The sequence below is a fragment of the Oceanibacterium hippocampi genome (assembly GCF_900172325.1).
Taxonomy (GTDB): Bacteria; Pseudomonadota; Alphaproteobacteria; order Sneathiellales; family Sneathiellaceae; genus Oceanibacterium; species Oceanibacterium hippocampi.
The window spans coordinates 25,928-47,605 of sequence record NZ_FWFR01000008.1; the positions used below are offsets into that span (position 1 = coordinate 25,928).

Genomic DNA, 21,678 nt, shown 5'->3' on the forward strand with positions numbered 1-21,678 from the left:
GGCCCCGACCATGACCGCACCGTCCCGAACCTCCGAGGCTTACACGCCGGATTCGCTGCATGGCGGCGACTTCCCGATCCGCACGCTCCCGGGCACGCTGATCACCGGCCAGAACCTGGCGCGCGGCGCGCTGCTCGGCAAGATCACGGTGGGTGGCAAGCTCACCCTGTCGCTCGCTGCCGCCGAAGACGGCTCCGAGGTGCCCTACGGCATCCTCGCCGAGGCCGTCGACGCGACCGCCGGGGACAAGCCGGCGATCGTCTATGTCGCCGGCGATTTCGTCGAGAACGAGATCACCTTCGGCGCCGGCCACACGGCCGCGACCGTCCGCGATGGCCTCCGCGCGCTGGGGCTGCATATCCGCAAGGCGATGGAGGTCTGAGCCATGGATATCTATTCGACCACGGTGCTGCGAAAGGTCGTCCGCGATCTCAAGCAGCCGCAGAGCTTCCTGCTCGACATGTTCTTTCCCGAGCTCGTCGAGAGCCCGACCGAGGACATCAAGTTCGATGTCGACGAGGGCAAGCGCCGGGTCGCGCCCTTCGTCTCGCCGCTCCGCGAGGGCCGGGTCGTCAAGTCGCGCGGCTTCCGCACCGACACCTTCCAGCCCGCCTACATCAAGGACAAGCGGGTCTTCGACCCGAACCGGGCGATCCGGCGCACCATCGGCGAGCGGATCGGCGGGGAGCTCACGCCGGCGCAGCGTGTCCAGGCCAATCTCAATTTCGAGATGCAGGACCAGCTCGGCATGCTGACCCGCCGCCTCGAGCTGATGGCCGGTGACGTCCTGCTCGACGGCAAGGCGGTGATCGAGGGCGAGGACTACCCGGCGGTCGAGGTCGACTTCGCCCGCGACAGCACGCTGACCGAGGCGCTCACGCTGGCGGCCCGCTGGGGCGAGGCCAATGTGTCGCCGTCAACCGACCTCGAGACCTGGTCGACCCGGATCCTCAAGAAGTCGGGCGCGGTGCCGACCGACGCCGTCTTCACGCCGGACGCCTGGGCGCTGTTCAAGAAGGACCCGGAAGTGAAGGAGGCGCTCGACCTCCGCCGCGGCGGCTCCTCCTCGTTCGAGATCGGCCTGCAGGTCGGCACCGGCGGGATCTACAAGGGCGACTTCGGCAACTTCCGGCTCTGGGTCTACAACGACTGGTACATCGACCCGCTCGACGACCAGGAGAAGCCGATCCTGCCGGCCTACTCGGTGATCCTCGGCAGCGCCCAGGTCGAGGGCGTGCGCTATTTCGGCGCCGTCCGCGACGAGGAGGCGAACTTCGAGGCGATGACCTTCTTCCCGAAGTCATGGGTCGAGAAGGATCCGGCGGTCCGGATCCTGATGATGCAGTCGGCGCCGCTGCTGGTCCCGAGCCGGCCGAACGCCAGCTTCGCCGCATCGGTGCGCTAGGTCATGGCGACGATGCACGTCTACGCCCGGGTCACCATCGTGACCCGGGAGAACGGCGAGCGGGTGGCGCATGCGCCCGGCGCCGAACTCGCGCTGCCGGTCGAGGAGGCGAACCGCCTGATCGGGCTTGGCTTCGCCGAGCCTCGGGACCTGGCCGCGCCTTCCCGCCCGGCGCCCGCCAAGCCCGAGGGCGAGGCGCTCTCGGCGGCGATCCGGGATGTCCTGGACGCCCTCGATCCGGTCGAGGATTTCGTCACCGGCGGCAAGCCCTCGACCCGCTCGCTCGCCGCGCACCTGGGCTACCCGGTATCGGCGGCCGAACGCGACGCCGCTCTCGAGGGCCTTGATACGTCCGGCGAGGGCGGAGACGCCGGCGAGGGCGAATCCGGCGAGTCCGGCGCGGACCTGCTCGGCTGATCATGGCCGCCGCCGATCTCGCGGCCCGGGCGCGCCGGGCGAACCGGCGCGCCTTCGGCCAGGTCGTCACCTACCGCCCGGTCGTCGGGCTCGCCTTCGAGCTCGAGGCGATCTACACCGGCGAGCATGCCCGCCGCGACCTCGCCGAGATGGGCCTTTCGACCGGGATGCCGGTGATCGACGTCGACCTCGACGATTTCGCGGTGCCGCCGGCACAGGGCGACACGGTCGAGGTCGGCGAGGTCACCTGGCGGGTCGCCGACATCCGCCCGGACGGCGACGGCGGCGCCCTGCTCGATCTCCGGCTGAGCCTCGAATGACCGGCCGCCAGGCGCTCCGCGAGCATGTCGCCGGCGCGCTGCTGCACCAGACCGCGGCCGAGGGCCGGGTCTACACCAACCGCTTCGACCCGCAGATCACCCGGGCGCTCGCCGCCGGCCCGGTGATCGGGATCTATGGCCTGGCCGGCCGGCGCACGCCGGACGATGCCGCCGGCACGGTCTGGCTCTGGCGCTCGACGCTCACGCTGGCGCTCGCCGTCGCCGAGCGCCGCGACCAGCCGGCGGAGGCCGCCGCCGAGGCGCTGCTCGGCCAGGTGCTCGCCCGCCTCGACCGGGATCCGGCGCTGCATGGCCTGACCGGCGACGCGGTCGCCCGGGCGCTCTCCGAGGTCTCGGTCGAGTTCGGCCCGATCGACGATGTCGATCTCGACGCGATCGGCGTCGAGGTCCGCCTCGTCTTCGAGCACCTGGAGGAGCTCGCCGCGCCCGAGGCCGACGCCTTCGAGCGCCTGCATGTCGACTACGACCTGGTCGAGCCCGACGACGCCGCCGGCGGGATCGGCCCGGCCGGCGAGGTCGAGGCCCAGGACACCATCACGCTCCCGCAAGACTGACCGAAAGGACCGCCCGAATGATCATCGTCAAACCCGCGCCGGGCCGCCTGGTTCGCCGCGCCCGACCGCCGCACCGGCCGATCGAGGCGGGCGACCGGGTCGACCGCGACAGCTATGTCGAGCGCCGCCTCGCCGCCGGCGACCTGATCGAGATGGCGCGCCCGCCGCGCCGCACCAGCACCAGCCAGGGGGACAAGTGATGGCGATTTCCTTCGATTCCATCCCGCTCAACGTCCGCGTGCCGGGCGCCTATGTCGAGTTCGACGCGAGCCGGGCGCAGCAGGGCCTGGCGCTCAAGCCCTACCGGGCGCTGATCCTCGGCCAGAAGCTCGCTGCCGGCACCCGGCCGGAGCTCGAGGCGGTCCGCATCACCCGGGCCGAGCAGGCCGCGGCGCAGTTCGGCGCCGGCTCCATGCTGGCCGGCATGGCGGCGGCCTGGTTCGCCAACAACCGCTTCACCGAGACCTGGGCGATGGCGATCGACGATCTCGACGCGGGCGTCGCCGCCTCCGGCACGGTCACCTTCGGCGGCGCGCCGACCGCCGCCGGCACACTCTCGCTCTATGTCGCCGGCCGCGCGGTCCGGGTCGGGGTCGCCGCCGCCGACAGCGCGGCCGATGTCGCCGCCGCGCTCGTCGCGGCGATCGCCGCCGACGGCTCGCTCCCGGTCACCGCCGCGGTCAACGGCGTGACGCCCGAGCAGGTCGACATCACCGCCCGCCACAAGGGCCTCGCCGGCAACGACCTCGACCTCCGGCTCAACTACCATGCCGACGCCGACGCGACGCCGGCCGGGCTCACCGTCGCGATCGTCGCGATGGCCGACGGCGCCGGCAATCCGGACGCGGCCGAGATCGTCGCCGCGCTCGGCGACGACTGGTTCGACGTGATCGTCTGGCCCTGGACCGACGCCGCCAATCTCACCGCGATCGAGACCGAGCTTGCCGACCGCTGGGCCGGGCTCCGCCAGATCGAGGGCGTCGCGATCGCCGCCGCCGCCGGCGGGCAGGGCGCGCTCGGCGCCCTCGGCGACAGCCGGAACTCGCCGCACCTGGTGATCCTGGGGGCCGGGCTCTCGCCGACGCCGCCGCCGGAATGGGCCGCCGCGGTCGCCGCCCAGGTGGCCTTCCACGGGGCGAACGACCCGGCCCGGCCGTTCCAGACCCTGGCCCTCGACGGCGTGCTGGCGCCGGCCGAGCGCGACCGCTTCACCTTCGCCGAGCGCAACCTGCTGCTCTACGACGGGATCGCGACCCATGACGTCGCCGCCGGCGGCATCGTCCGGATCGAGCGCCTGGTGACGACCTACCGGCTGTCGGCCGCCGGCGCGCCGGACATCGCCTATCTCGACCTGACGACGATGCTGACCCTCGGCTACCTGCGCTACACGCTGCGGGCCCGGATCCTCGGCAAGTGGCCGCGCCACAAGCTCGCCGCGGACGGCACCCGCTTCGGCGCCGGGCAGGCGATCGTGACGCCCCGCGTCGTCGCCGCCGAGATCGTCGCGCTGGCGCGCGCCTGGGAGGATCGCGGCCTGGTCGAGGGCATCGACGCCTTCAAGGAAAGCCTGATCGTCGAGCGCAACGCCGACGATCCGAACCGCCTCGACGTGCTGCTGCGGCCGGACCTGGTCAACCAGTTCCGCGTCGCCGCCGCCTCGATCCAGTTCCTGCTCTAGGAGGAGACCATGGCCAACCCGAACCGGCGCGCCGGCACCATCTACGTCCGGATCGACGGCGAGCTCGTCGATGCCAAGGGCGCGTTTACCTACAACCTCGGCGCGCCGAAGCGCGAGGCGATCGTCGGCGCCGACGCGATCCACGGCTACAAGGAAACGCCGCAGGTCGCCTCGATCGAGGGCGAGATCACCGACCGCGGCACCCTCGACCTGGCGAAGATGCTGCATCTCGACGGCGTCACCGTGACGATCGAGCTGGCGGCCGGCAAGACGGTCGTGCTGCGCGACGCCTGGTATGCCGGCGACGGCAACGTCTCGACCGAGGAGGCGAACATCCAGGTCCGCTTCGAGGGCCTCTCGGCGGAGGAGATCCGGTGAGCGCGGCCGAGGTCACGATCGCGCTCAGTCACCCGCTCGCCGCCGGGACCGAGACGATCACCGAGATCACGCTCCGCCGGCCGAAGTCGAAGGACCTGCGCGGCATGGTCTTCGGCGCCGGCGGCCTGGCCTGGAGCGACATGGAGCAGCTCGCGGCCCGGCTCGCCGGGCTCACGGTCGGCCAGATCGGCGACCTCGATATCGAGGACGCGCTCCGGGTGCAGGAGGCGGTCGGAAATTTTATGCCGAGTTTCCAGGGGACTTCCTCGCCGTGATCGAGCTGCTGGCCGGCTACCCGTTCCATATCGCGCCCGCCGAGCTGATGGAGTTCGACGCGGCCGAGCTGGCCTGGTGGCACGCCCGCGCGGCCGGGCGCCTCGAGGCGGAAGCGGAGGCGCACCGTGGCGCGTGAGTTCCCGCTTTCCATCGTCGTCAGGGCGATCGACCGGGCGACGGCGCCGATGCGGCGGATCAACGCCCGCATGCAGGCGCTGACCGAGGGGCCGCGCAGGATCAACAACCAGATCCGCCTGATGGCGCGCGAGGCCGGCCTGCCGCGGATCGCGAAGGCGGTCGACGGCATCGCCGGCGCTGCCGGCCGGACGGTCGATGCCGCCGGCGCCTCGCTTCGCCGTTTCCTCGGGATCGTCGCCCCGGCAACGGCCGGGATCGCGCTGCTTGCCAGCACGACCGCGGCCTATGGCGACGACGTCGCGAAGACCGCCTTCCGGCTCGGCCTCACGACCGACCAGCTGCAGGAATACCGTTTCGCCGCCGAGCGCTCCGGCATCGCGACCTCGACCTTTGACATGGCGATCCAGCAATTCGGCCGGCGCGCGGCGGATGCCCGCCGCGGCACCGGCGAGGCGGTCGAGGCATTCGAGGCCCTTCAGATCCAGATGCTGGATACGGCCGGAAATATCCGCCCGGTGAACGACCTGTTCCGCGATGTCGCCGACCGCATGGCCGCGATCGAGGATCCGACGACCCGCAACCTGGTGGCAACCAAGCTGTTCGGCGAGGAGGGCCTGAAGCTCGTGCAGATGCTGGGCGACGGCACGGCCGGGCTCGACCGCCTGGCCGCCGAAGCGCACAGACTCGGCTTGGTCATGCGGAAAGAGGCGACGACCGAGGCGGCTCACTTTACCGACCGCGTCACCAACCTGACGACCGTGCTGGGCGGCCTGCAACGGCGCATCGGCTCGGCCCTGCTGCCGGTGCTGGGCACGCTCGCCGAACGGCTCACGGCCGCGATCGGCGAGAACCCGGAGCGGATCGCCGCCATCGCCGACCGGATCGCCGCGTCGATCCCGACCTGGGACCAGTTCGTCGGCGCCTTCGAGCGGATTCGCGCTGTCTCGCTCGGTGCCTGGCAGACCCTGCAGCCGATCGTCGATCTGTTGGGCGGGCCGATGAATGCCGCCCTGATCGCCGTCGGAGCCTTCATCGCCGGCCCGCTGCTGGTCGCCCTCGGCGGCCTCGCCGCCGCCTTCGGCACCCTCGGCGCGGCCCTGCTGGCGACGCCCTTCGGCTGGCTGATCATCATGGTCGGCGCCATCGCGGCGCTCGCCCTTGTCGTCTGGCGGAACTGGGATGGAATTGCCGATTTCTTCGAGGGCGTATGGGACGGAATCGCCGGCGCCTTCAGGGACGGTGTCGACCGTGCCCGGACGGCACTGCAGCCGCTGTTCGCCGCGGCCGGCGATATCGCCGCCGCCGGCGCTGCCCTGTTCGACCGTTTCCACGCCGCCGCGGCTGGCGCCGCCGACCGCCTGATGGCCTTCCTCGGGATGCTCGCCGGCCGGATCCGCGCGGCCCTGGCGCCGGTCCTCGAGCCGATCCATGCCGGTCTCGACCTGGCCGGCCGCCTCGGCTCCCGCATCGCCGGCTTCTTCGGCCTCGGCCCGGCCGCCGAGGGCGACGACGAGGCCGCCGGCGCCGATGCCCGCGGCCCGGCCCGTGCCCGCCCGCTCGGCGCCCGCGCGGCGATCGCCCGGGCCGCCGAGCCGCGCGCCGGTCGCGGCGGCGACGGCGCCGACGGCGAGGTCACCGTGCGCTTCGAGAACCCGCCGCCCGGCCTCCGGCCCGAGGTCACCCGCGGCCGCGGCATCGCGATCGAGGCCGACCGCGGCCTCGCCTTCGGCGCGCCATGAGCTGGCGCGAGGAATATCGCCGGGCCTCGTTCCGCGGCGTTCCGTTCCTGCTCGCCGAGGCGGAGGGCGCCGGCGGCCGCAAGCTCGCCCGCCACGACTTCCCGCTGCGCGACGCCGTGCTGCACGAGGACCTCGGCCGCCGGCCCCGCGCGTTCACCCTGCAGGCGTATGTCCTGGGCGCCGATTACATGGCCGCCCGCGACCGCCTGCTCGAGGCTCTCGAGGAGCCCGGGCCGGGCCTGCTGGTGCATCCCTACATGGGCGAGATCACGGTCGTCGCGACCGGCCATCGCTGGCGGGAATCGAGCCGCGAGGGCGGCATCGCGCGGATCGAGATCGGCTTCGAGGCGGCCTCCGAGGCGCGCTTCCCGACGCTCCGGGTGGCGCCCGGACCGGCCGCCGACCTCGCCGTCGAGGGCGCCCGGGCGACGCTCGACGAGACCTTCGCCGAGACCTTCTCCGTCGCCGGCCTGCCGGGCTACGTGCGGACCGCCGCCGGCGACCTGGTGCGCCAGGCCGCCGCCGCCGCGACCGATGCGCTCGGCCGGGTCGCCGGCCTCGATCTCGCCGCCGTGGCGCGCGCCTCGCGCGTGCTGACCGGCACCCTCGACGGCCTGCTCGCCACGCCCGCGCGCCTCGCCGACCGGCTCGGCCAGGTGATCGACCTGGCCGCCGCCGCCGCCGGCCCGGCCCCGGCGCTCGCCGCCATGACCGGGCTTGCGCGGGACTTCGGGGCCGCCCTGCCGGCCGTGCCGGCGGTCACCGAGACCCGGCTGGTGCAGGCCCGCAACCAGGCGGCGCTGGTCGACCTGGTGCGCGGCCGGGCGACCGTCGCCGCGGTCGCCGCCGCCCTCGATGTCGCCTTCGTCTCGCAGCAGGCGGCCGCCGCGGCCCGCGATGATCTTGGCGAGCTGCTCGACGACCGCATGGCGGGCGCCGGCGACGGGAGCTTCGCCGCCCTCCGCCGGCTCCGCGCCGCCATGGTCGCCGATCTCTCGGCCCGCGCCGCCGGGCTCGCGCCGATCGTCGAGCGCGCCCCGGCCGCGACCGAGCCCTCGCTGGTCACCGCCTACCGGCTCTATGGCGACGCTGCCCGGGCCGACGAGATCGTGAGCCGCAACGGCCTCGCCGCGCCGGGTTTCGTCGCCGGCGGCCGCCCGCTCGAAGTGCTGGCCGAGGGCTGAGATGGCGACGACCGACGATGTCCGCCTCGAGATCGGCGCCCGGCAATGGACCGGCTGGACCTCTTTCTCGCTGGCGCACGACCTGACCCAGCTCGCCGCCGGCTTCTCGCTGGCGCTGACCGAGCGCGCGCCCGGCCTCGACCCGGGCGAGATCATCGTCCGCCCGGGCGACAGGATCACCCTCCGCCTCGGCGGCGACGCGGTGCTCGACGGCCATGTCGACAGCCTCTCGGCCGACCTCGACGACGCCCGCCACGACCTCGCCGTGCAGGGCCGTTGCCGGGCCGGCGACCTGGTCGACTGCTCGGCCGTCCACAAGCCCGATCTCTGGCGCGACATCTCGCTCGCCGATCTCGCCGGCCGGCTGGCCCGTCCCTTCGGCCTTGCCGTCCGCGACGAGGCCCGCCCGGCCGGCCGCTTCCCGGTCGTCAAGCTGGATCCCGGCGAGACCGCCTGGGCGGCGCTCGAGCGCCATTGCCGGCTCAAGGGCGTGCTCGCCACCTCCGACCGGACGGGCGGCCTGGTGCTGACCCGGGCCGGCGCCGCCGGCACGACCACGGCGCTGGTCGAGGGCGAGAATGTCACCGCCGTCTCGGCCGCCTTCTCGATGGCCGAACGCTACAGCGAGATCACCGTCAAGGGGCAGGGGCTGGGCGGCGACGAGGCGTTCGGCGACCTGGTCGCGGGCGTCCAGGCGCGCGCTCGGGACCGCTCGGTGCCGCGCTACCGGCCGCTGGTGCTGCTCGCCGAGGGCGCCTCCGACGGCGCGCGGGCGACCGCCCGGGCCGCCTTCGAGGTCACCCGCCGGGCCGCCGAGGCGCTGCAGGTCCGCGTCACCGTCGCCGGCTGGCGCCAGGGCGACGGCCGGCTCTGGCCGCTCAATGCCCGGGTGCCGTGCCGCCTGCCGCGGGCCGGCATCGCCGGCGAGATGCTGATCGCCGGGCTGACCTACAGGCTCTCCGAGGGCGGCGGCCGCGAGACCGAGCTCCGGCTCACCCGGCCCGACGCCTGGACGATCCTGCCCGACCTGCCGGCCGGCAACGGCCTCGCCGTGCTGCTCGAGCGCGAGCGCGCCGCCCGCGCCGGGGCGGCGCCGGAGATCGGCCGGTGAGGGCGGCGATCGCCGGGCTCCGGACCCGGATCTATTCGATGATCGCCCGCGCCACGGTCCGCGCCGTCTCGGCCGGGCTCAAGATGCAGGGCCTCGACGTGACGATCCTGCGCGACGAGACGATGACCGCGATCGAGCACTGGGAGGGCTACGGGCTCACCGCCCACCCGCAGCCCGGCGCCGAGGCGCTGCTGCTGTTCCCGGCCGGCAACCGAGAACACGCGATCGCCGTCGCCGTCGCCGACCGGCGCTATCGCCTGCAGGGCCTCGCCGCCGGCGAGGTCGCGCTCCATGACGACCAGGGCCAGAAGATCGTGCTCCGCCGCGACCGGATCGAGGTCACCGCGCCGAAGGTGGTGGTGATCTCCGACGACGTGCAGCTCGGCGCCGAGGGCGGCCCGCGGGTCGCCCGGGTCGGCGACATGGTCGAGATCCTGGCCGGCTCCTCGGCCGGGCTGAACGGGCGCATCGTCGAGGGCTCCGGCAAGGTGAGGGCGGCCTGATGGATCTCGAGCTGGTCTTCGACGGCGCCACGCTGCGCGGCGACCTGGCCCGCGAGGGCCGGGGCCTCCGCCTCGACGGCGGGCTGCGGACGGCGGTCGTGCTCTCGCTGTTCACCGACGCCCGCGCGCGCGCCGACGACACGCCGCCCGGCGGCCCGGCCGACCGGCGCGGCTGGTGGGGCGACCTGCTGCTCGGTCCGGGCGACCGCATCGGCTCCCGGCTCTGGCTGCTCGATCGCGAGAAGATCCTGCCGTCGACGCTCGCCCGTGCCCGCCGCTATGCCGAGGAGGCGCTGGCCTGGCTGGTCGAGGACGGCATCGCGCGCCGGGTCACGGTCGCTGCCGAGGTCGCCCGCGGCGACGCGCTGGCGCTCACCGTCCGGATCGAGCGGCCCGACGGCTCGACCCTGGATTACCGTTTCGATCGCCTCTGGCGGGAGGAGGAAGACCGTGCCCTTTGAGCGCCCGAGCCTCACCGGGATCCACGAGGCGATCGTCGCCGACATCGCCAGCCGGCTGCCCGGCGCCGACCCGCTGCCGCGGCGCTCGGAGCTCGGCGTGCTGGCGACCGCGCTCGCCGGCGCGACGCACGAGACCTACGGCTTCCTCGCCTTCCTCGCCCGGCAGATCACGCCCGACACCGCCGACGGCGACTATCTCGCGCGCTGGGCGGCGGTCTGGGGCATTGCCCGGGCGCCTGCCGCCTTCGCCGGCGGCGCCGCCGCCCTCGCCGGGATCCCGGGCACGGTGGTGCCGGAGGCGACCGAGTTCCAGTCGGCCGCCGGCCTGATCTATCGCACCGAGGCCGAGGTCATCCTCGACGCCGGCGGTATCGCCGCCGCCGCGATCGTCGCCGCCCTGGCCGGCCAGGCCGGCAACCTCGCCGCCGGCGCGGCGCTCGACCTGGTCTCGGGCGTCGACGGGCTCGCCTCCGAGGCGCTGGTCGCCGCCGGCGGGCTCACCGGCGGCGCCGATGCCGAGGCCGACGCGGTCCTGCTCGGCCGGGTGCTCGACCGGATCCAGGCGCCGCCGCATGGCGGGGCCGAGCACGATTACCGCGCCTGGGCGCTCGATGCCGGCGCCCACGGCGTCGCCGTCGATCGCGTCTTCGTCGCCGCCCGCGAGCAGGGCACCGGGACGGTCACGGTCCGCTTCACGGTCGCCGCCGAGGTCGGCGGGCCGATCCCGGACGCCGGCCAGGTCGCCGCCGTCGCCGCCCATATCGAGGCGTCCCGGCCGGTCGGCAACGAGGTCTTCACGCTGGCCCCGATCGCCCAGCCGCTCGACTTCCAGATCCGGATCACGCCGGACACCGCTGCCGTGCGCGCCGCCGTCACCGCCGAACTCGCCGACCTGATCGACCGGCTGGCGGCGCCCGGCGCGACGCTCCCGGTCTCGAAGATCCGCGAGGCGGTCTCGATCGCCGCCGGCGAGGATGACAACGAGGTCGTTGCACCCGCCGCCGACGTCGCGCACGGCCCGGGCGACCTGGCGGTGATGGGCGCGATCACGTGGATCGAGCCGTGACGGGGGTCGCGCCGTGACGGCGATCGTCCCGCGCCTCGAGGCGGACGCCTATGCCCGCATGCTGCGCCGGCTGCTGCCCGAGGGGCTGGCCTGGCCGGCGGCGCCGGACTCGGTGCTCGGCCAGCTGCTCGCCGGCCTCGCCGGCGGCCTCGCCCGCGTCCACAACCGCGGCGTCGACCTGGCCGAGGAGGCGCTGCCGACGGCGACGCGGGAACTGCTGCCCGACTGGGAGCGGGTCGCCGGCCTGCCGGATCCCTGCACGCCGGCCGGCTCCACGGCGGAGGAGCGCCGGCTCGCGCTGCTCGCCCGGCTGCGCGCCCGCGGCGGCCAGTCGGCGGCCTATTTCACCGGGCTGGCCGGCGATCTCGGCTACGCGATCGCGATCACGGAATATCGCCCGTTCGTTGCCGGTCTCGGCCGCGCCGGCGACCCGCTCTCGGGCGGCCACGCGGTCCGCCATGTCTGGTCGGTCACCGTTTCGGAGCCGCGCCTCTCGCGCTTCCGCTGCGGCCTCGGCCGGGCCGGCGAGCGGCTGCTCACGATCCGCCGGGCGGAGGACCTCGAATGCGTGCTCCGCCGGCTCGGCCCGGCGCACATGCTGCTGCTGTTCGATTACCGCGAGCCCGACACGACGCCGGACGGCGCGCTCATGACCGAGGGCGGCCTGCCGCTCGCGACCGAGGGCGGCGCCGTGCTGGTGCTCTCCGAACCCTGGCCGGACGGCGCGCTGCTCGCCGAGGCCGGGGTGCCGATCACGACCGAGGACGATGCGATCCTGACCATGGAGGTTGCCTGAGCGATGCCCGACCCGATTGCGATTTCAGAGCTGCCGGCCGAGGCGGCGCCCGGCACGGCGGCGATCCTGGTCGTCGTCCAGGGCGGCCAGACCAGCCGGATCACCGCCGCGCAGCTGCTCGACCTGGTCGCCGGCTCGACGGCGCTCGCCGCCGGCAAGGCGCTGATCGGCGACGGCGCCGGCAAGGCCCAGCCGGTGACGCTCACCTTCGAGCACCTGGACGGCGTCGCCGCGACCCGCAACCTGGCGCTCGGCTTCACCGCCGAGGCGGTCGATCACGGCAATTCCGGCGCCGCGCCGCTCGCCCTCGACCCGCTCGCCGGCGGCCTGCAGCAGGTCACCGCGACCGGCGACTTCACGATCAACGCGCCGGCGACGGCGAAGTCGGCGACCATGGCGCTCCGCATCGTCGACGACGGCAACCCGCGGACGATCACCTTCGCCGGCTTCACCGTCATGTCGGCGCACGAGGATCTCGCCGGCGCGGTGCTGACCACGACCTCGGCCAAGACCTACATCGCCTACGTGACCAAGATCGGCGCCTTCGTCGGCCTCGATCTCGCGCGCCAGCCGTAACAGGGAGAGAAGCATGGAATACCAGGCGCCGATCGGCGCGGCCGATCCGGACGACCCCTACGTGACCGGCAACCCGGCGACGGGCGTCGAGGGCTCGCCGGTCCCGGCCGAGGCGATAGAGCATCCGATGCGCGAGGTGGTGAACGCGATCGCCGCCGCCGGCCTCGCCCCGGCCGCGGCCGACCTGACCCAGCTCGCCCAGGCGATCGCGCTCGGCGGGCGGATCCGCCAGATCGTGACGGCGACCTCGGCGACCGAGACCTCGACGACCGCGACCGCCTTCTCGGCGGCCGGGCTCTCGCTCGCGATCACGCCGAAGTCGGCCGGCTCGACCATCCTGCTGGCCGTGTTCACCGCCGCCAAGGTCGAGAACCTGGTCGCCGCGACCTCGCCGGGCGGCTACTGGGCGCTGTTCGAGGGCACGGTCGCCGGCCCGAAGATCGCCGAGACCAGGCTCACCTATTTCGCCCAGACCGCCGCCGACGGGCTGTTCCTGCTCGCGCCGATCGCGTTTGGAGGCCTGCATGCGCCGGGCGACACGGCGCCGCACAGTTACCTGCTCGGCCATCGGGCCGACGACAATGCCGGCAACGAGCGCGTCGCCTCGCAGCTTGGCAACCGAACCGGCCTGATCATCGCGATGGAGCTCGCCTGATGAACATTCCCGATCTCGACGCCACGACCGCCGCCCGGGCGCTCGCCCGCCTCGTGCCCGGTGCCGCCTTCGGCCTCTCGCGTGCGCCCGGCGGGCCGCTGGTGCTCGACTGGCAGGGGCCGGGCGCCGCGCCGGCGCTGGCGGCGATCCAGGGCGCCGCGCTCGCCGAGCGCCGGGCCACGGCAGCGACCGCCGCCGGCGCCTTCGCCGCCGGGATCCGGGGCATCTGGGTGACCGACGGGAAGGAGCTGGTCTACGAGCAGAAGCGTCGCGAGGCGGAAGCCTGGCAGGCGGCGGTCGCCGCGGCCGTTGTTCCGGACCTCGCCGATCATCCCTTCATGGCCGGGCGCGCCGCCCGGCTTGGCCGGACCGGCGACGAGGTCGCCGCCGAATGGCTCGGCCGGACCGCCTTCCTCGCGGCCATCGGGCCGCTGATCGAGGGGCTCTACGAGGAGGCGGTCGACCGCATCGCCGCCGCCGCCGACATCCAGGCGGTCGAGGCGATCCTGGCCGCGCTGGCGGGCGTCGCCGCCCAGGCCCGGACGATCGACACCACGGCCGAGGCGGCCGCTCAGGTCGGCGCCTTCGCCGCGATCGCGGCCGCCGTCGTCTGGCCGTGACAGTGCATGATAGTCCTATTTGATCGTGCGCTAGATGTTGCTCGTTTCACTTCGCCTCAAGCGTTTCGAATTCTTGGCGCAGCTTAAGGTACTCGGACTTTATATCTGACGAAATGTTCTCACCATATGACCATGGTGATATAGAACCTTTTTCTATTATATTTTTCTCTAGAGTTTTTACTTTCTCGACCAAATTGAAGTATCGGCTTGGTTGTTGTGTGCCTAGTTCTAATCTTCCGCTTTGAGAATCAAACAATGCCCGTTGCGCTGCGAGATCGACATCGGCGCGGAGCGATTGAACACGTTGGACATCCGATACTTGTTCGATTCTTTGCTCGATGCGATCCAGTCTTAGACGAGCGCCATCGCGACCGAGCCCGAAATCGACATGCATCCACGGGCCGAATCCAAAGAGTGATGCGACGACAATCAATGCCCCGCAGATTACCTGGGACGCGGAGTGCTCGCGGTGGCGAAGCCAGACAACAGCTGCGGGCACAATCAAGACTCCGCCTAGGAAGAGGACCAGAAAATTAGCAATCATCTGGGGTAGATCCATCTCGATCGGTCCGATTAATTGTTTTTGTGTGAACTGTTCCCCAGAACAGTGTCACACCTACCGGTTGGGGTCCATCCTTCGCAAGAAGTACCTTGCCAAACTAGGGCTCTGCGTCGGGCGGGGCGAGTACCAGGGCGTTCTCGATCTCGGTCGGCCAACGGCCCGGGTCCCGCTCCATGGCGTCAACCATCGCGCTGGCCCACTCGGCGACCTCCGTTCCCGCCCGCTGGCCGTCGCGGAAGGCGCGCCACTCCTCGATGCCGGCCCACGGCGAGGGCGGGTCGAGGAAGCCGAAATACCGGTAGCGTTTCACCATGCGGTGCCTCCTGCCCGGCGGGCGGGGTGGATGAGTCCAGATGGGCGCGCCGCCGCCCGGAGTCAAAAACGAGGAGGAGGGGGCCGTGCGGGCACAGGACCAGATCGACACGCGGGCGATCGAGCTGGCGCAGCAGGCGCTGAGCCGGATCGACGGGCACGAGAAAATCTGCAGCCAGAACCAGGCGGCGCTGATCGCCCGCCTGGCCGAGATCAAGAGCTCGATCGCCGGGCTCTACAACCGCTTCTGGCTGGCGGCGGTCTCGCTGATCGGTCTGCTCGTCTGCGTGATCGGCTGGCTGCTGGCCGTCTATGTCCTGCCGGCCCGGGCCGAGGCGGCCCTGCCGCCGCCGTCGCCGCCGCCGCACGCGGAGCCCTGGTCGTGAACCGGGCGCTGGCCGCCCAGGTCGAGCGCCTGGTGATCGGCCCGGTGCTGGCCTCGCTGGGCGCCGTCGAGCCCCGGCTCGACAGTCTCGCCGCCCGCCGCCTGCTGCTCGGCACGCTCGCGGTCGAGACCGGCGGGGTCTGGATCCAGCAGAATCCCGGTCCGGCGCTCGGCTGGTTCCAGATGGAGCCGGCGACCCACGACCATCTGCTCGCCCGGATCTGGCGCGAGGAAGCCTTCGCCGGCTGGATGCACGGCAATTTCGGCCGGCCCTTCCTCGGCGGCGCCCGGGAGATGGCGGGCAATGCCTTCTACGCCGCCGCGCTGGCGCGCTTCTACTACTGGTTCGACCCGGCGCCGCTGCCGGACGCCGGCGACCTGGAGGGGCTCGCCGGCTACTGGAAGCGGCGCTGGAATACCCGCCTCGGCGCCGGGCGGGCTGACAAGTTCGTGCGCCTGCTCGGGCCGCTGATCGCCGCCTGAGATCCCGAACCCCACTGCTGAAAGGAGCGCCTCATGGAGGCCATGATCACCCATGTCCAGGCGGTCGTCGATGCCGCGCCGGCCTGGCTCGCCGCGATCACCGCGACCGTCACGGCGGCGACGGCGATCACCGCGCTGACGCCGTCCAAGAGCGACGACGCCCTGCTCAACATGCTGCTGCGGATCCTCAACCTGCTCGCCGGCAATGTCGGCCGGAACCGAAACGCGGACGATGACTAGGCTCGCGCTCGCGGGCCTGCTGCTGGCGCTCGGCGGCTGCGCCGGCGCCGGCGGCTATGTCGACGCCGCGGTCGGCCAAGTGCAGCAGGTCAACGACGCCCTGATCCCGCGCCAGATCGAGGCGCTCTGCCTTTACCCGCATTCGGCGCTGGTCCGCCACGGCGCCCGGAACCCGCTCGACGGCGCCTTCCTCGCCGCCCGTTGCGGGACGCTGAACGCCGCCGGCGCGGCGCTGCCGGCCGAGTAGGCGATGGCCGCCTGCTGGCTCGCCGCCGCCCGCGCGGCCGACATCGCCTATCTCGACGCGGTCAGGGGCGAGCGCGCCGCCCTCGACCTGCTCGGCTGCGACTACCGGCTCTATTCCGGGCCGCGCGGCGGCCAGGCATGGGCGGGCTTCGACGCGAGCGGGCTGCTCGTGATCGGCCCGCGCGGCACCGAGGCCGGCGGCGCCTCCTTCTCGGCCCGCGACCTGCTGGTCAACGGCCAGTCGGACCAGGTCGCCTATCCGCTGCTCGACGACCCGGCCCGTCCGGGCTTCGTGCATGAGGGATATTGGCGCCAGGCGCGCGAGCTGCTCGGGCCGCTGATCACGCTTGCCCGCGGCGCCCGCGCGGTGCTGGTCGGCGGCCATTCCATGGGCGGGATCGAGGGCCACCTGATCGGCCACGCCCTGGCGACCGCGCCGGGCGTCGGCCCGGTCCGGGTCGTCTCGCTCGGCGCCCCGCAGGGCCTCGATCCGGTCGCCGCGGCGGCGCTCGGCGCGGCCGTCCCGATCGACCGCCTGGTCCTGCCGCTCGACCCGGCCCCGTTCTGGCCGTTTGGCGGCCGGAACCGGGTGACGCTCCGGCCGGCCGGCTGGGCGCATCCGGCGCCGGCGATCCGCCTGCCCGCCGCCGGGCCGTTCTGGCGGCGCCATGCGCTCTCGTCCTACATCCGCGCGCTTTCGAAACTGGAGACCGCCCCGTGAGCTTCCCCTTCATGCCCGGTCGCCCGGGCTCGCTCGGCCTCGCCACCCTGCCGGACATCACGCCCGACCCGTTCGCCTTCGCCGCGATCGTCGACGCCGCCCGGAACGCGGTCGTCACCTCGGCCCCGGTCGAGGTCACCGGGACCGACGCCCCGGCGCCGGTGACCATCTCGGGCGAGCCGTCGGCCCGCTTCCGGATCAACGGCGGCGGCTGGGTGACCTCGGCCACGATGCCGGCCGGCGGCGCGACGCTCGAGCTGCAGATGACCGCCTCCGGCGACTGGTCGACCGAGTTCGCCTGCCTGCTCAATATCGCGGGCGTCACCGCCGGCTGGTTGGTGACCACGGCGGCCGAGCCGTTCTCGCTGATGGCCGCGCTCACCGCCGCGACCGCCGCCGATATCCAGGCCGGCGGCGAGACCCTGCTGGTCACCGTCGCGGCCGAGACCTGGGCGGCGACGCTCGGCGAGGACAACGCGGTCACGACCGCCTGGCTCGATTCGTTCGCCGGCAACGGCGACTGGGCGACGATCCGCGCGTCGCTCGATTTCTCCCACGTCACCCGGCTCTCCGACAGCCAGGCCCGCATCGACCTGCCGCCGGTCCCGGCCTACGAGATCGCCGCGCCGGAGATCGTCACCGCCGACTTCCCGGCGACCGTCTTCGCCGGCGCGACCGACCCGGCGGTGATCACCGTTGGCACGATCTCCGCCGTCGCCGCGACGATCGCGACCGAGGCCCGCCACGTCTGGCGGCAGAACCTGGTCGGCGAGGTCACGACCGCCTATCTCTGGCACTCGGTCGCCTTCCCGAAGGGCGCGGTGCCGGCCGGCTACCGCCTGCAGGCGGCGGCCGACGCGACGCCCTTCGCCGCCTCCTTCCTCGCCCCGTCCACCTGGGACGACGGCTCGCTCCGCTTCGCCATGGCGGCCTACAAGCTGCCCTGGCCGCTCGCCTTCGGCGAGGTGCTCGACGTCACCTTCGCGGCGGTGCCGGGCGAGGAGCCGGTCTGGGCCGGCGACGACCCGGCGACGATCGCCGGCGCGCTGCCGAGCCTCGAGCTCACGTTCAGCGGCGGCGCCTCGGGTACCTCGAGCTTCGCCGGCGCGGTCGCCAACTGGTCGCGGATCTGGGGGCAGGGGTCGGAGGCGATCGCCATCCAGGCGCGGCAGCCGATCGCCGGCAGCAAGCTGCATTGCCTCTGGTGGCTGCTCTATTTCGCCGACGGCAAGGCGATCCCGGTCGTGCAGGTGCTGAACGGCACCGACGAGCAGGACCAGTCGGTCGTCCAGTTGACCGTCAACGCGACCTTCAAGGAGGACGGGGCAACCCAGGCGGGCTACAGCTACACCGGCCTCGAGCTTGCCCACCATGCCGGGCCGATCGTCAACCTGGCCGCCGATTCGACCTATTACCAGGTCGGCGGCGGCGGCGACCCGGTGAAGCTCACGCCCGAGCCGTCCCATCGCATGTGGGCGCTCGCCGGCCTCGCCGCGCCCTACGAGGTCGACCAGGCGACCTCGCCGAACATGGCGGCGATTCCGGCGCTGCCCGGCGACGTCTATGCCGGCGCGGACGCTGGCGTCTACCATCCGACCGACGTCTGGCATTGCGAGCAGGACGTCGGCCTCGGCGGCTACCGGCCCGACATCGGCATGCTGCCCGGCTGGTGCGTCTATCACCTGATGCGGCCGACCGCCGCCTGGTGGCAATATGTCCGCCGGCGCTCGCTCAACTGGCTGCACATGCCGCGCTACTACGTCTCGACGCGCGGCGGCGGCTCGAAGTTCGGCCTGATCAACACGACGCCCTGGGCCGGGCTTCATGCCGACATGCCGGACCGCTACCCCGACTGGGATCGCCTGGACTGCATCACCGGGGTGAGCGACAACGGCACCGGCCAGCATGGCTGGTCGATGTATGGGGCCTATGGCAAGGCCCATCTCGACTACACCCACGACGCCGCGGCGATCGAATACCTGGCGATGGTCGAGGCGTCGCCCTGGTTCGTCTACGCGGTCGAGATGGTGGTCGGCCGCCAGCAATGCGACGGCGGCATCGAGGGCGACGGCGCCGACCAGTATTTCGGCGAGATCTACCGGAGCTTCACGACCGGCCCGGCCTCCGCCCCGGTCACCTATCACGGCAAGCCGAAGTTCCGCGAGGTCCGGCAATGGGCCTGGATGACGCGTTCGGCCGGCTATGCCCGCTTCATGACGCCCGACGACGAGATCAACGCGGCTTACGTCGCCCGCCATCACGCCGAGATCTGGGAGGTGACCAACAGCGTCATCACGATCGACGCCGAGGACGCCTACGAGGGCCGCTCGATCCCGGCCGCCGCCAAGACCCGGCAATGGCTGTTCTGGCCGAACAACCCGCATTCGATCATGCCGCTCTGGCAGGTCGCTCATTTCGCCAAGGTGACCGCCCTCGACCATCGCCGGGGCTGGGCCGAGACCACGGCGACCTTCGACTATGTCTGCCGCGGCTTCATCGCCGCGCTGATGGGCAATCACCAGTATGCGGCGATCGGCTACCGCACCCGGCCGACGCCGTCCGGGGCGAAGAATACCGGCTGGCCCGCGACCGGCTATTTCACGAGTTTCTCCGACGCCGGCTGCGTCCACTGGAACGCCGACGACTGGAACGCCGCGGTCGCCTGGCCGGTCGATCACCCGGACGCCGGCGCCGGCGGCTACCAGCCCTCGACCCATACCGGTGGCGAGAGCTTCGTGCAGCCCTACTTCAACCCGGAGCGGGACTTCTCCTACTTCTACATGCTGATGAGCGCGGTCTTCCTCACCATCTGGGCCGGCGGCGGCAATGCCGACACGGCCGCCGCGCTGGCCTACTGGCTCGCCAACGACCCGCAGACCCGGCTCGGCTCGGGCGGCGACACCAAGACCTTCGAGAACTCGGCGACCTCGGGGCTCACCTTCCGGCACGGCTGGCTGACGCCGGGCGGCGAGACCCTCGCGACGCTCTCCGGCACGCTCGCCGCCGGGGCCGGCGAGGGCGACATCCGGGCCGGCGGCCGGGCGCTGCAGGTCGACCTGGCGAACGGCACCTGGCACGCCGACATCGCGGCCAACGTGCCGGAAGCCTCGGCGCTGCTCGACGCGATCTCGGGCCCGGGCGACTGGTCGACGGTCCGCGCGGCGCTCGACTACACGGCGATCACCCGGGATTCCGACACCCGGATCACCCTCACGCTGCCGCCGGTCCCGGCCTACTCGATCGCGGCGGCGGATCCCTGGACGCTCGACATCCCGGTCGCCGCGCTGGCGACCTGGATGTCCGACCCGACGCCGGTCTCGATCGTCACCGTGGCGCCGCTCGCGACCTCCGCCACGGCCTCCGGCCCGGTCTGGGACGGGATCAGCCAGGCCGAGGCCCAGGCCGGTGGCCAGACGCTCACCGCCGATCTCGTCAACGCCACTTGGCATGCCGGCATCGGCGCGGTCTCGGTCGAGACGACGGCGCTGCTCGACGCGCTGACCGGCAACCGCGACTTCGCGACGATCCGCGGGCTGATGGACGCGAGCCACGTCGAGCGGGTCTCCGACACCCGGGTCACCATCACGCTCCCGCCGGCGCCCGCCTACGACCCGGGCGGCAGCGACGAGACGATCATGCTCGACCTCTCGCCGGCGATGTTCGCGACCTACGAGAGCGACCCGTCGCCGCTCGCCGTCGGCACCGTCATCGCCGCCGTCGATCCGGGGCTGAAGTTCCGCGACGAGTTCGACGGCCCGACCGGCGAGATCCTCGAGGCGGGCGGCCATCTGCCCGACGTCGGCACCGGCTGGATCGCCTGGAACCGGCACGCGGACGATGGGCGCAACATGCAGACCAACGGGGCCGGGCAGGCGAGCAAGAGCAACTCGGGCATCGTCACCGCCTATGCCATGGTGCCCGACACGCCGCTCGCCGCCGACCAGTATGTCGAGGGCGACAGCGGCGGCGCGACCGACGATCCGCAGACCGGCCTGATGCTCCGCGCCGTCGATCTCGACAACAAGTACCACCTGCACACGCGGGTGAACGGGATCCTGCGGATCTACCGGACGGTCGGCGGCGTGCAGCCGCCCGAGATCGCCGGCACCGGCTTCGACGCCTGGGCGCCGGGCGACACGCTCCGCTTCGAGGCCGAGACGATCGGAGCCGCGGTGCAGCTCCGGGTCTATGTCAACGGCGACCTCGTGCTCTCGCACGACGACACCGACGCCGACCGGATCACCGCCGCCGGCAGCGCCGGCATGGTTGCCCGCGGCGCCCTCAACACCGGCGACCATTACTGGTCGCGTGTCCTCGCCGGCGACCTGGCCTGATCCAGGCGCCGGTCTCGCCTTCTGCGCGGCGTCGGCCTCATGACGGGCGCTTCGATACGACGATTTATGACTCGATTTCTTAAGGAAAACTCTGGCAATAGATAGTTTCGGGCGGCGGAGTTTGCGCTCGTCGTCAGGGTCTGCCAGGGAGCAGCGTAGCGTGAGTCAGATTGAATCGGCAGCCGTCGCCGGGCATCGCGACGGAGCCGGCGCGATGCGTCCAGAAGTCGATTATAGGCCGCAGCTCGACAGCCTGAGGGCGCTCGCCGCGCTCGGCGTCTTCATGCAGCATTTCCTCGCCGAGGATAACCTTTTCCGCTCGACCCTGCCGATGGGCGATCTCGGGGTGCGGCTGTTCTTCGTGCTGTCGGGTTTCCTGATCACCGGCCTGCTGCTGCAGGGGCGCGACCAGATCGAGCGCGGCGTGGCAAGCGGCACCACGGTCGCGCGGAATTTCTTCGCCCGCCGGGCGCTCCGGCTGTTCCCGATCTATTTCC

The 21,678-nt window shown here is 72.7% G+C and carries 29 protein-coding genes; 27 read left to right on the top strand and 2 right to left on the bottom strand.

Going from position 1 to position 21,678, the window contains the following annotated elements; all coding sequences use genetic code 11:
• The first annotated feature begins 10 nt into the window (after positions 1-10).
• From OCH7691_RS22140 to OCH7691_RS22230, 20 genes are read left to right on the top strand one after another with little or no spacing between them, the layout of a single operon-like run.
• On the top strand, positions 11-382 hold the full coding sequence (locus OCH7691_RS22140) for a head decoration protein (RefSeq protein WP_085885803.1): 372 nt from the start codon (positions 11-13) through the stop codon (positions 380-382).
• A 3-nt stretch (positions 383-385) separates the two neighbouring features.
• A complete protein-coding gene (locus OCH7691_RS22145) occupies positions 386-1,405 on the top strand; it encodes a major capsid protein (RefSeq protein ID WP_085885804.1) in 1,020 nt (339 codons plus the stop codon).
• A 3-nt stretch (positions 1,406-1,408) separates the two neighbouring features.
• The gene (locus tag OCH7691_RS22150) at positions 1,409-1,822 is read left to right on the top strand and encodes a hypothetical protein (protein ID WP_085885805.1); all 414 of its coding nucleotides are present in this window, start codon (positions 1,409-1,411) and stop codon (positions 1,820-1,822) included.
• Positions 1,823-1,824: 2 nt separating this feature from the next.
• A complete protein-coding gene (locus OCH7691_RS22155; RefSeq protein ID WP_085885806.1) occupies positions 1,825-2,142 on the top strand; it encodes a head-tail joining protein in 318 nt (105 codons plus the stop codon).
• Positions 2,139-2,717 carry a hypothetical protein gene (locus tag OCH7691_RS22160; protein ID WP_085885807.1) on the top strand — a complete coding sequence of 193 codons (579 nt, stop codon included), beginning with the start codon at positions 2,139-2,141 and terminating at the stop codon, positions 2,715-2,717. The genes OCH7691_RS22155 and OCH7691_RS22160 overlap by 4 nt, the downstream gene beginning before the upstream one ends.
• A gap of 17 nt (positions 2,718-2,734) precedes the next feature.
• Positions 2,735-2,917, top strand: a complete 183-nt coding sequence (locus OCH7691_RS22165; protein WP_085885808.1) for a DUF2635 domain-containing protein — start codon at positions 2,735-2,737, stop codon at positions 2,915-2,917.
• Positions 2,917-4,395 (top strand): phage tail sheath subtilisin-like domain-containing protein, encoded by a 1,479-nt coding sequence (locus OCH7691_RS22170; protein WP_085885809.1) that lies wholly within the window; start codon positions 2,917-2,919, stop codon positions 4,393-4,395. Before OCH7691_RS22165 ends, OCH7691_RS22170 begins: the two co-directional genes overlap by 1 nt.
• Before the next feature lie 9 nt (positions 4,396-4,404).
• Entirely contained in the window at positions 4,405-4,773 is a 369-nt protein-coding gene (locus tag OCH7691_RS22175; protein WP_085885810.1) for a phage tail tube protein, read from the top strand.
• Complete coding sequence (locus OCH7691_RS22180; RefSeq protein WP_176245209.1) at positions 4,770-5,048, top strand: phage tail assembly protein; 279 nt, start codon at positions 4,770-4,772, stop codon at positions 5,046-5,048. Before OCH7691_RS22175 ends, OCH7691_RS22180 begins: the two co-directional genes overlap by 4 nt.
• Complete coding sequence (locus OCH7691_RS23100; protein ID WP_139839866.1) at positions 5,045-5,185, top strand: GpE family phage tail protein; 141 nt, start codon at positions 5,045-5,047, stop codon at positions 5,183-5,185. Before OCH7691_RS22180 ends, OCH7691_RS23100 begins: the two co-directional genes overlap by 4 nt.
• Positions 5,175-6,926, top strand: a complete 1,752-nt coding sequence (locus tag OCH7691_RS22185) for a phage tail tape measure protein (protein WP_085885811.1) — start codon at positions 5,175-5,177, stop codon at positions 6,924-6,926. Before OCH7691_RS23100 ends, OCH7691_RS22185 begins: the two co-directional genes overlap by 11 nt.
• Positions 6,923-8,110, top strand: a complete 1,188-nt coding sequence (locus tag OCH7691_RS22190; RefSeq protein ID WP_085885812.1) for a DNA circularization protein — start codon at positions 6,923-6,925, stop codon at positions 8,108-8,110. Before OCH7691_RS22185 ends, OCH7691_RS22190 begins: the two co-directional genes overlap by 4 nt.
• Position 8,111: 1 nt before the next feature.
• Positions 8,112-9,221 carry a phage baseplate assembly protein gene (locus tag OCH7691_RS22195; RefSeq protein ID WP_085885813.1) on the top strand — a complete coding sequence of 370 codons (1,110 nt, stop codon included), beginning with the start codon at positions 8,112-8,114 and terminating at the stop codon, positions 9,219-9,221.
• Positions 9,218-9,724: a phage baseplate assembly protein gene (locus OCH7691_RS22200; RefSeq protein WP_139839868.1), complete on the top strand. Its 507-nt coding sequence runs from the start codon at positions 9,218-9,220 to the stop codon at positions 9,722-9,724. Before OCH7691_RS22195 ends, OCH7691_RS22200 begins: the two co-directional genes overlap by 4 nt.
• Positions 9,724-10,185 (top strand): phage GP46 family protein, encoded by a 462-nt coding sequence (locus OCH7691_RS22205; protein ID WP_085885814.1) that lies wholly within the window; start codon positions 9,724-9,726, stop codon positions 10,183-10,185. The genes OCH7691_RS22200 and OCH7691_RS22205 overlap by 1 nt, the downstream gene beginning before the upstream one ends.
• Positions 10,175-11,251, top strand: a complete 1,077-nt coding sequence (locus OCH7691_RS22210) for a baseplate J/gp47 family protein (protein WP_176245210.1) — start codon at positions 10,175-10,177, stop codon at positions 11,249-11,251. The genes OCH7691_RS22205 and OCH7691_RS22210 overlap by 11 nt, the downstream gene beginning before the upstream one ends.
• Before the next feature lie 13 nt (positions 11,252-11,264).
• Positions 11,265-12,047, top strand: a complete 783-nt coding sequence (locus tag OCH7691_RS22215; protein ID WP_217808200.1) for a YmfQ family protein — start codon at positions 11,265-11,267, stop codon at positions 12,045-12,047.
• Positions 12,048-12,050: 3 nt separating this feature from the next.
• A complete protein-coding gene (locus tag OCH7691_RS22220) occupies positions 12,051-12,623 on the top strand; it encodes a hypothetical protein (RefSeq protein ID WP_085885816.1) in 573 nt (190 codons plus the stop codon).
• A 13-nt stretch (positions 12,624-12,636) separates the two neighbouring features.
• A complete protein-coding gene (locus OCH7691_RS22225) occupies positions 12,637-13,278 on the top strand; it encodes a hypothetical protein (protein WP_085885817.1) in 642 nt (213 codons plus the stop codon).
• Positions 13,278-13,898 (top strand): hypothetical protein, encoded by a 621-nt coding sequence (locus tag OCH7691_RS22230; protein WP_085885818.1) that lies wholly within the window; start codon positions 13,278-13,280, stop codon positions 13,896-13,898. The genes OCH7691_RS22225 and OCH7691_RS22230 overlap by 1 nt, the downstream gene beginning before the upstream one ends.
• A gap of 46 nt (positions 13,899-13,944) precedes the next feature.
• On the opposite strand, the gene OCH7691_RS23105 is transcribed toward OCH7691_RS22230, so the two are convergent.
• Positions 13,945-14,457, bottom strand: a complete 513-nt coding sequence (locus tag OCH7691_RS23105; RefSeq protein ID WP_139839869.1) for a hypothetical protein — start codon at positions 14,455-14,457, stop codon at positions 13,945-13,947.
• A 100-nt stretch (positions 14,458-14,557) separates the two neighbouring features.
• Entirely contained in the window at positions 14,558-14,773 is a 216-nt protein-coding gene (locus OCH7691_RS22235) for a hypothetical protein (protein ID WP_085885819.1), read from the bottom strand.
• A gap of 85 nt (positions 14,774-14,858) precedes the next feature.
• Between OCH7691_RS22235 and OCH7691_RS22240 the strand changes: the two genes are divergently transcribed.
• From OCH7691_RS22240 to OCH7691_RS22270, 7 genes are all read left to right on the top strand, one after another.
• Positions 14,859-15,158, top strand: a complete 300-nt coding sequence (locus tag OCH7691_RS22240) for a hypothetical protein (RefSeq protein WP_139839870.1) — start codon at positions 14,859-14,861, stop codon at positions 15,156-15,158.
• Complete coding sequence (locus OCH7691_RS22245; protein ID WP_085885821.1) at positions 15,155-15,640, top strand: hypothetical protein; 486 nt, start codon at positions 15,155-15,157, stop codon at positions 15,638-15,640. Before OCH7691_RS22240 ends, OCH7691_RS22245 begins: the two co-directional genes overlap by 4 nt.
• Positions 15,641-15,673: 33 nt before the next feature.
• On the top strand, positions 15,674-15,880 hold the full coding sequence (locus tag OCH7691_RS22250) for a hypothetical protein (RefSeq protein WP_085885822.1): 207 nt from the start codon (positions 15,674-15,676) through the stop codon (positions 15,878-15,880).
• A complete protein-coding gene (locus tag OCH7691_RS22255; protein ID WP_085885823.1) occupies positions 15,873-16,127 on the top strand; it encodes a hypothetical protein in 255 nt (84 codons plus the stop codon). The genes OCH7691_RS22250 and OCH7691_RS22255 overlap by 8 nt, the downstream gene beginning before the upstream one ends.
• Positions 16,128-16,130: 3 nt before the next feature.
• On the top strand, positions 16,131-16,847 hold the full coding sequence (locus OCH7691_RS22260; RefSeq protein WP_085885824.1) for an alpha/beta hydrolase family protein: 717 nt from the start codon (positions 16,131-16,133) through the stop codon (positions 16,845-16,847).
• Positions 16,844-21,181, top strand: coding sequence for a hypothetical protein (locus OCH7691_RS22265; protein WP_085885825.1), 4,338 nt, complete (start codon positions 16,844-16,846; stop codon positions 21,179-21,181). The genes OCH7691_RS22260 and OCH7691_RS22265 overlap by 4 nt, the downstream gene beginning before the upstream one ends.
• A gap of 160 nt (positions 21,182-21,341) precedes the next feature.
• The coding region (locus tag OCH7691_RS22270) for an acyltransferase family protein (protein WP_217808201.1) at positions 21,342-21,678 on the top strand (337 nt) is incomplete at its 3' end.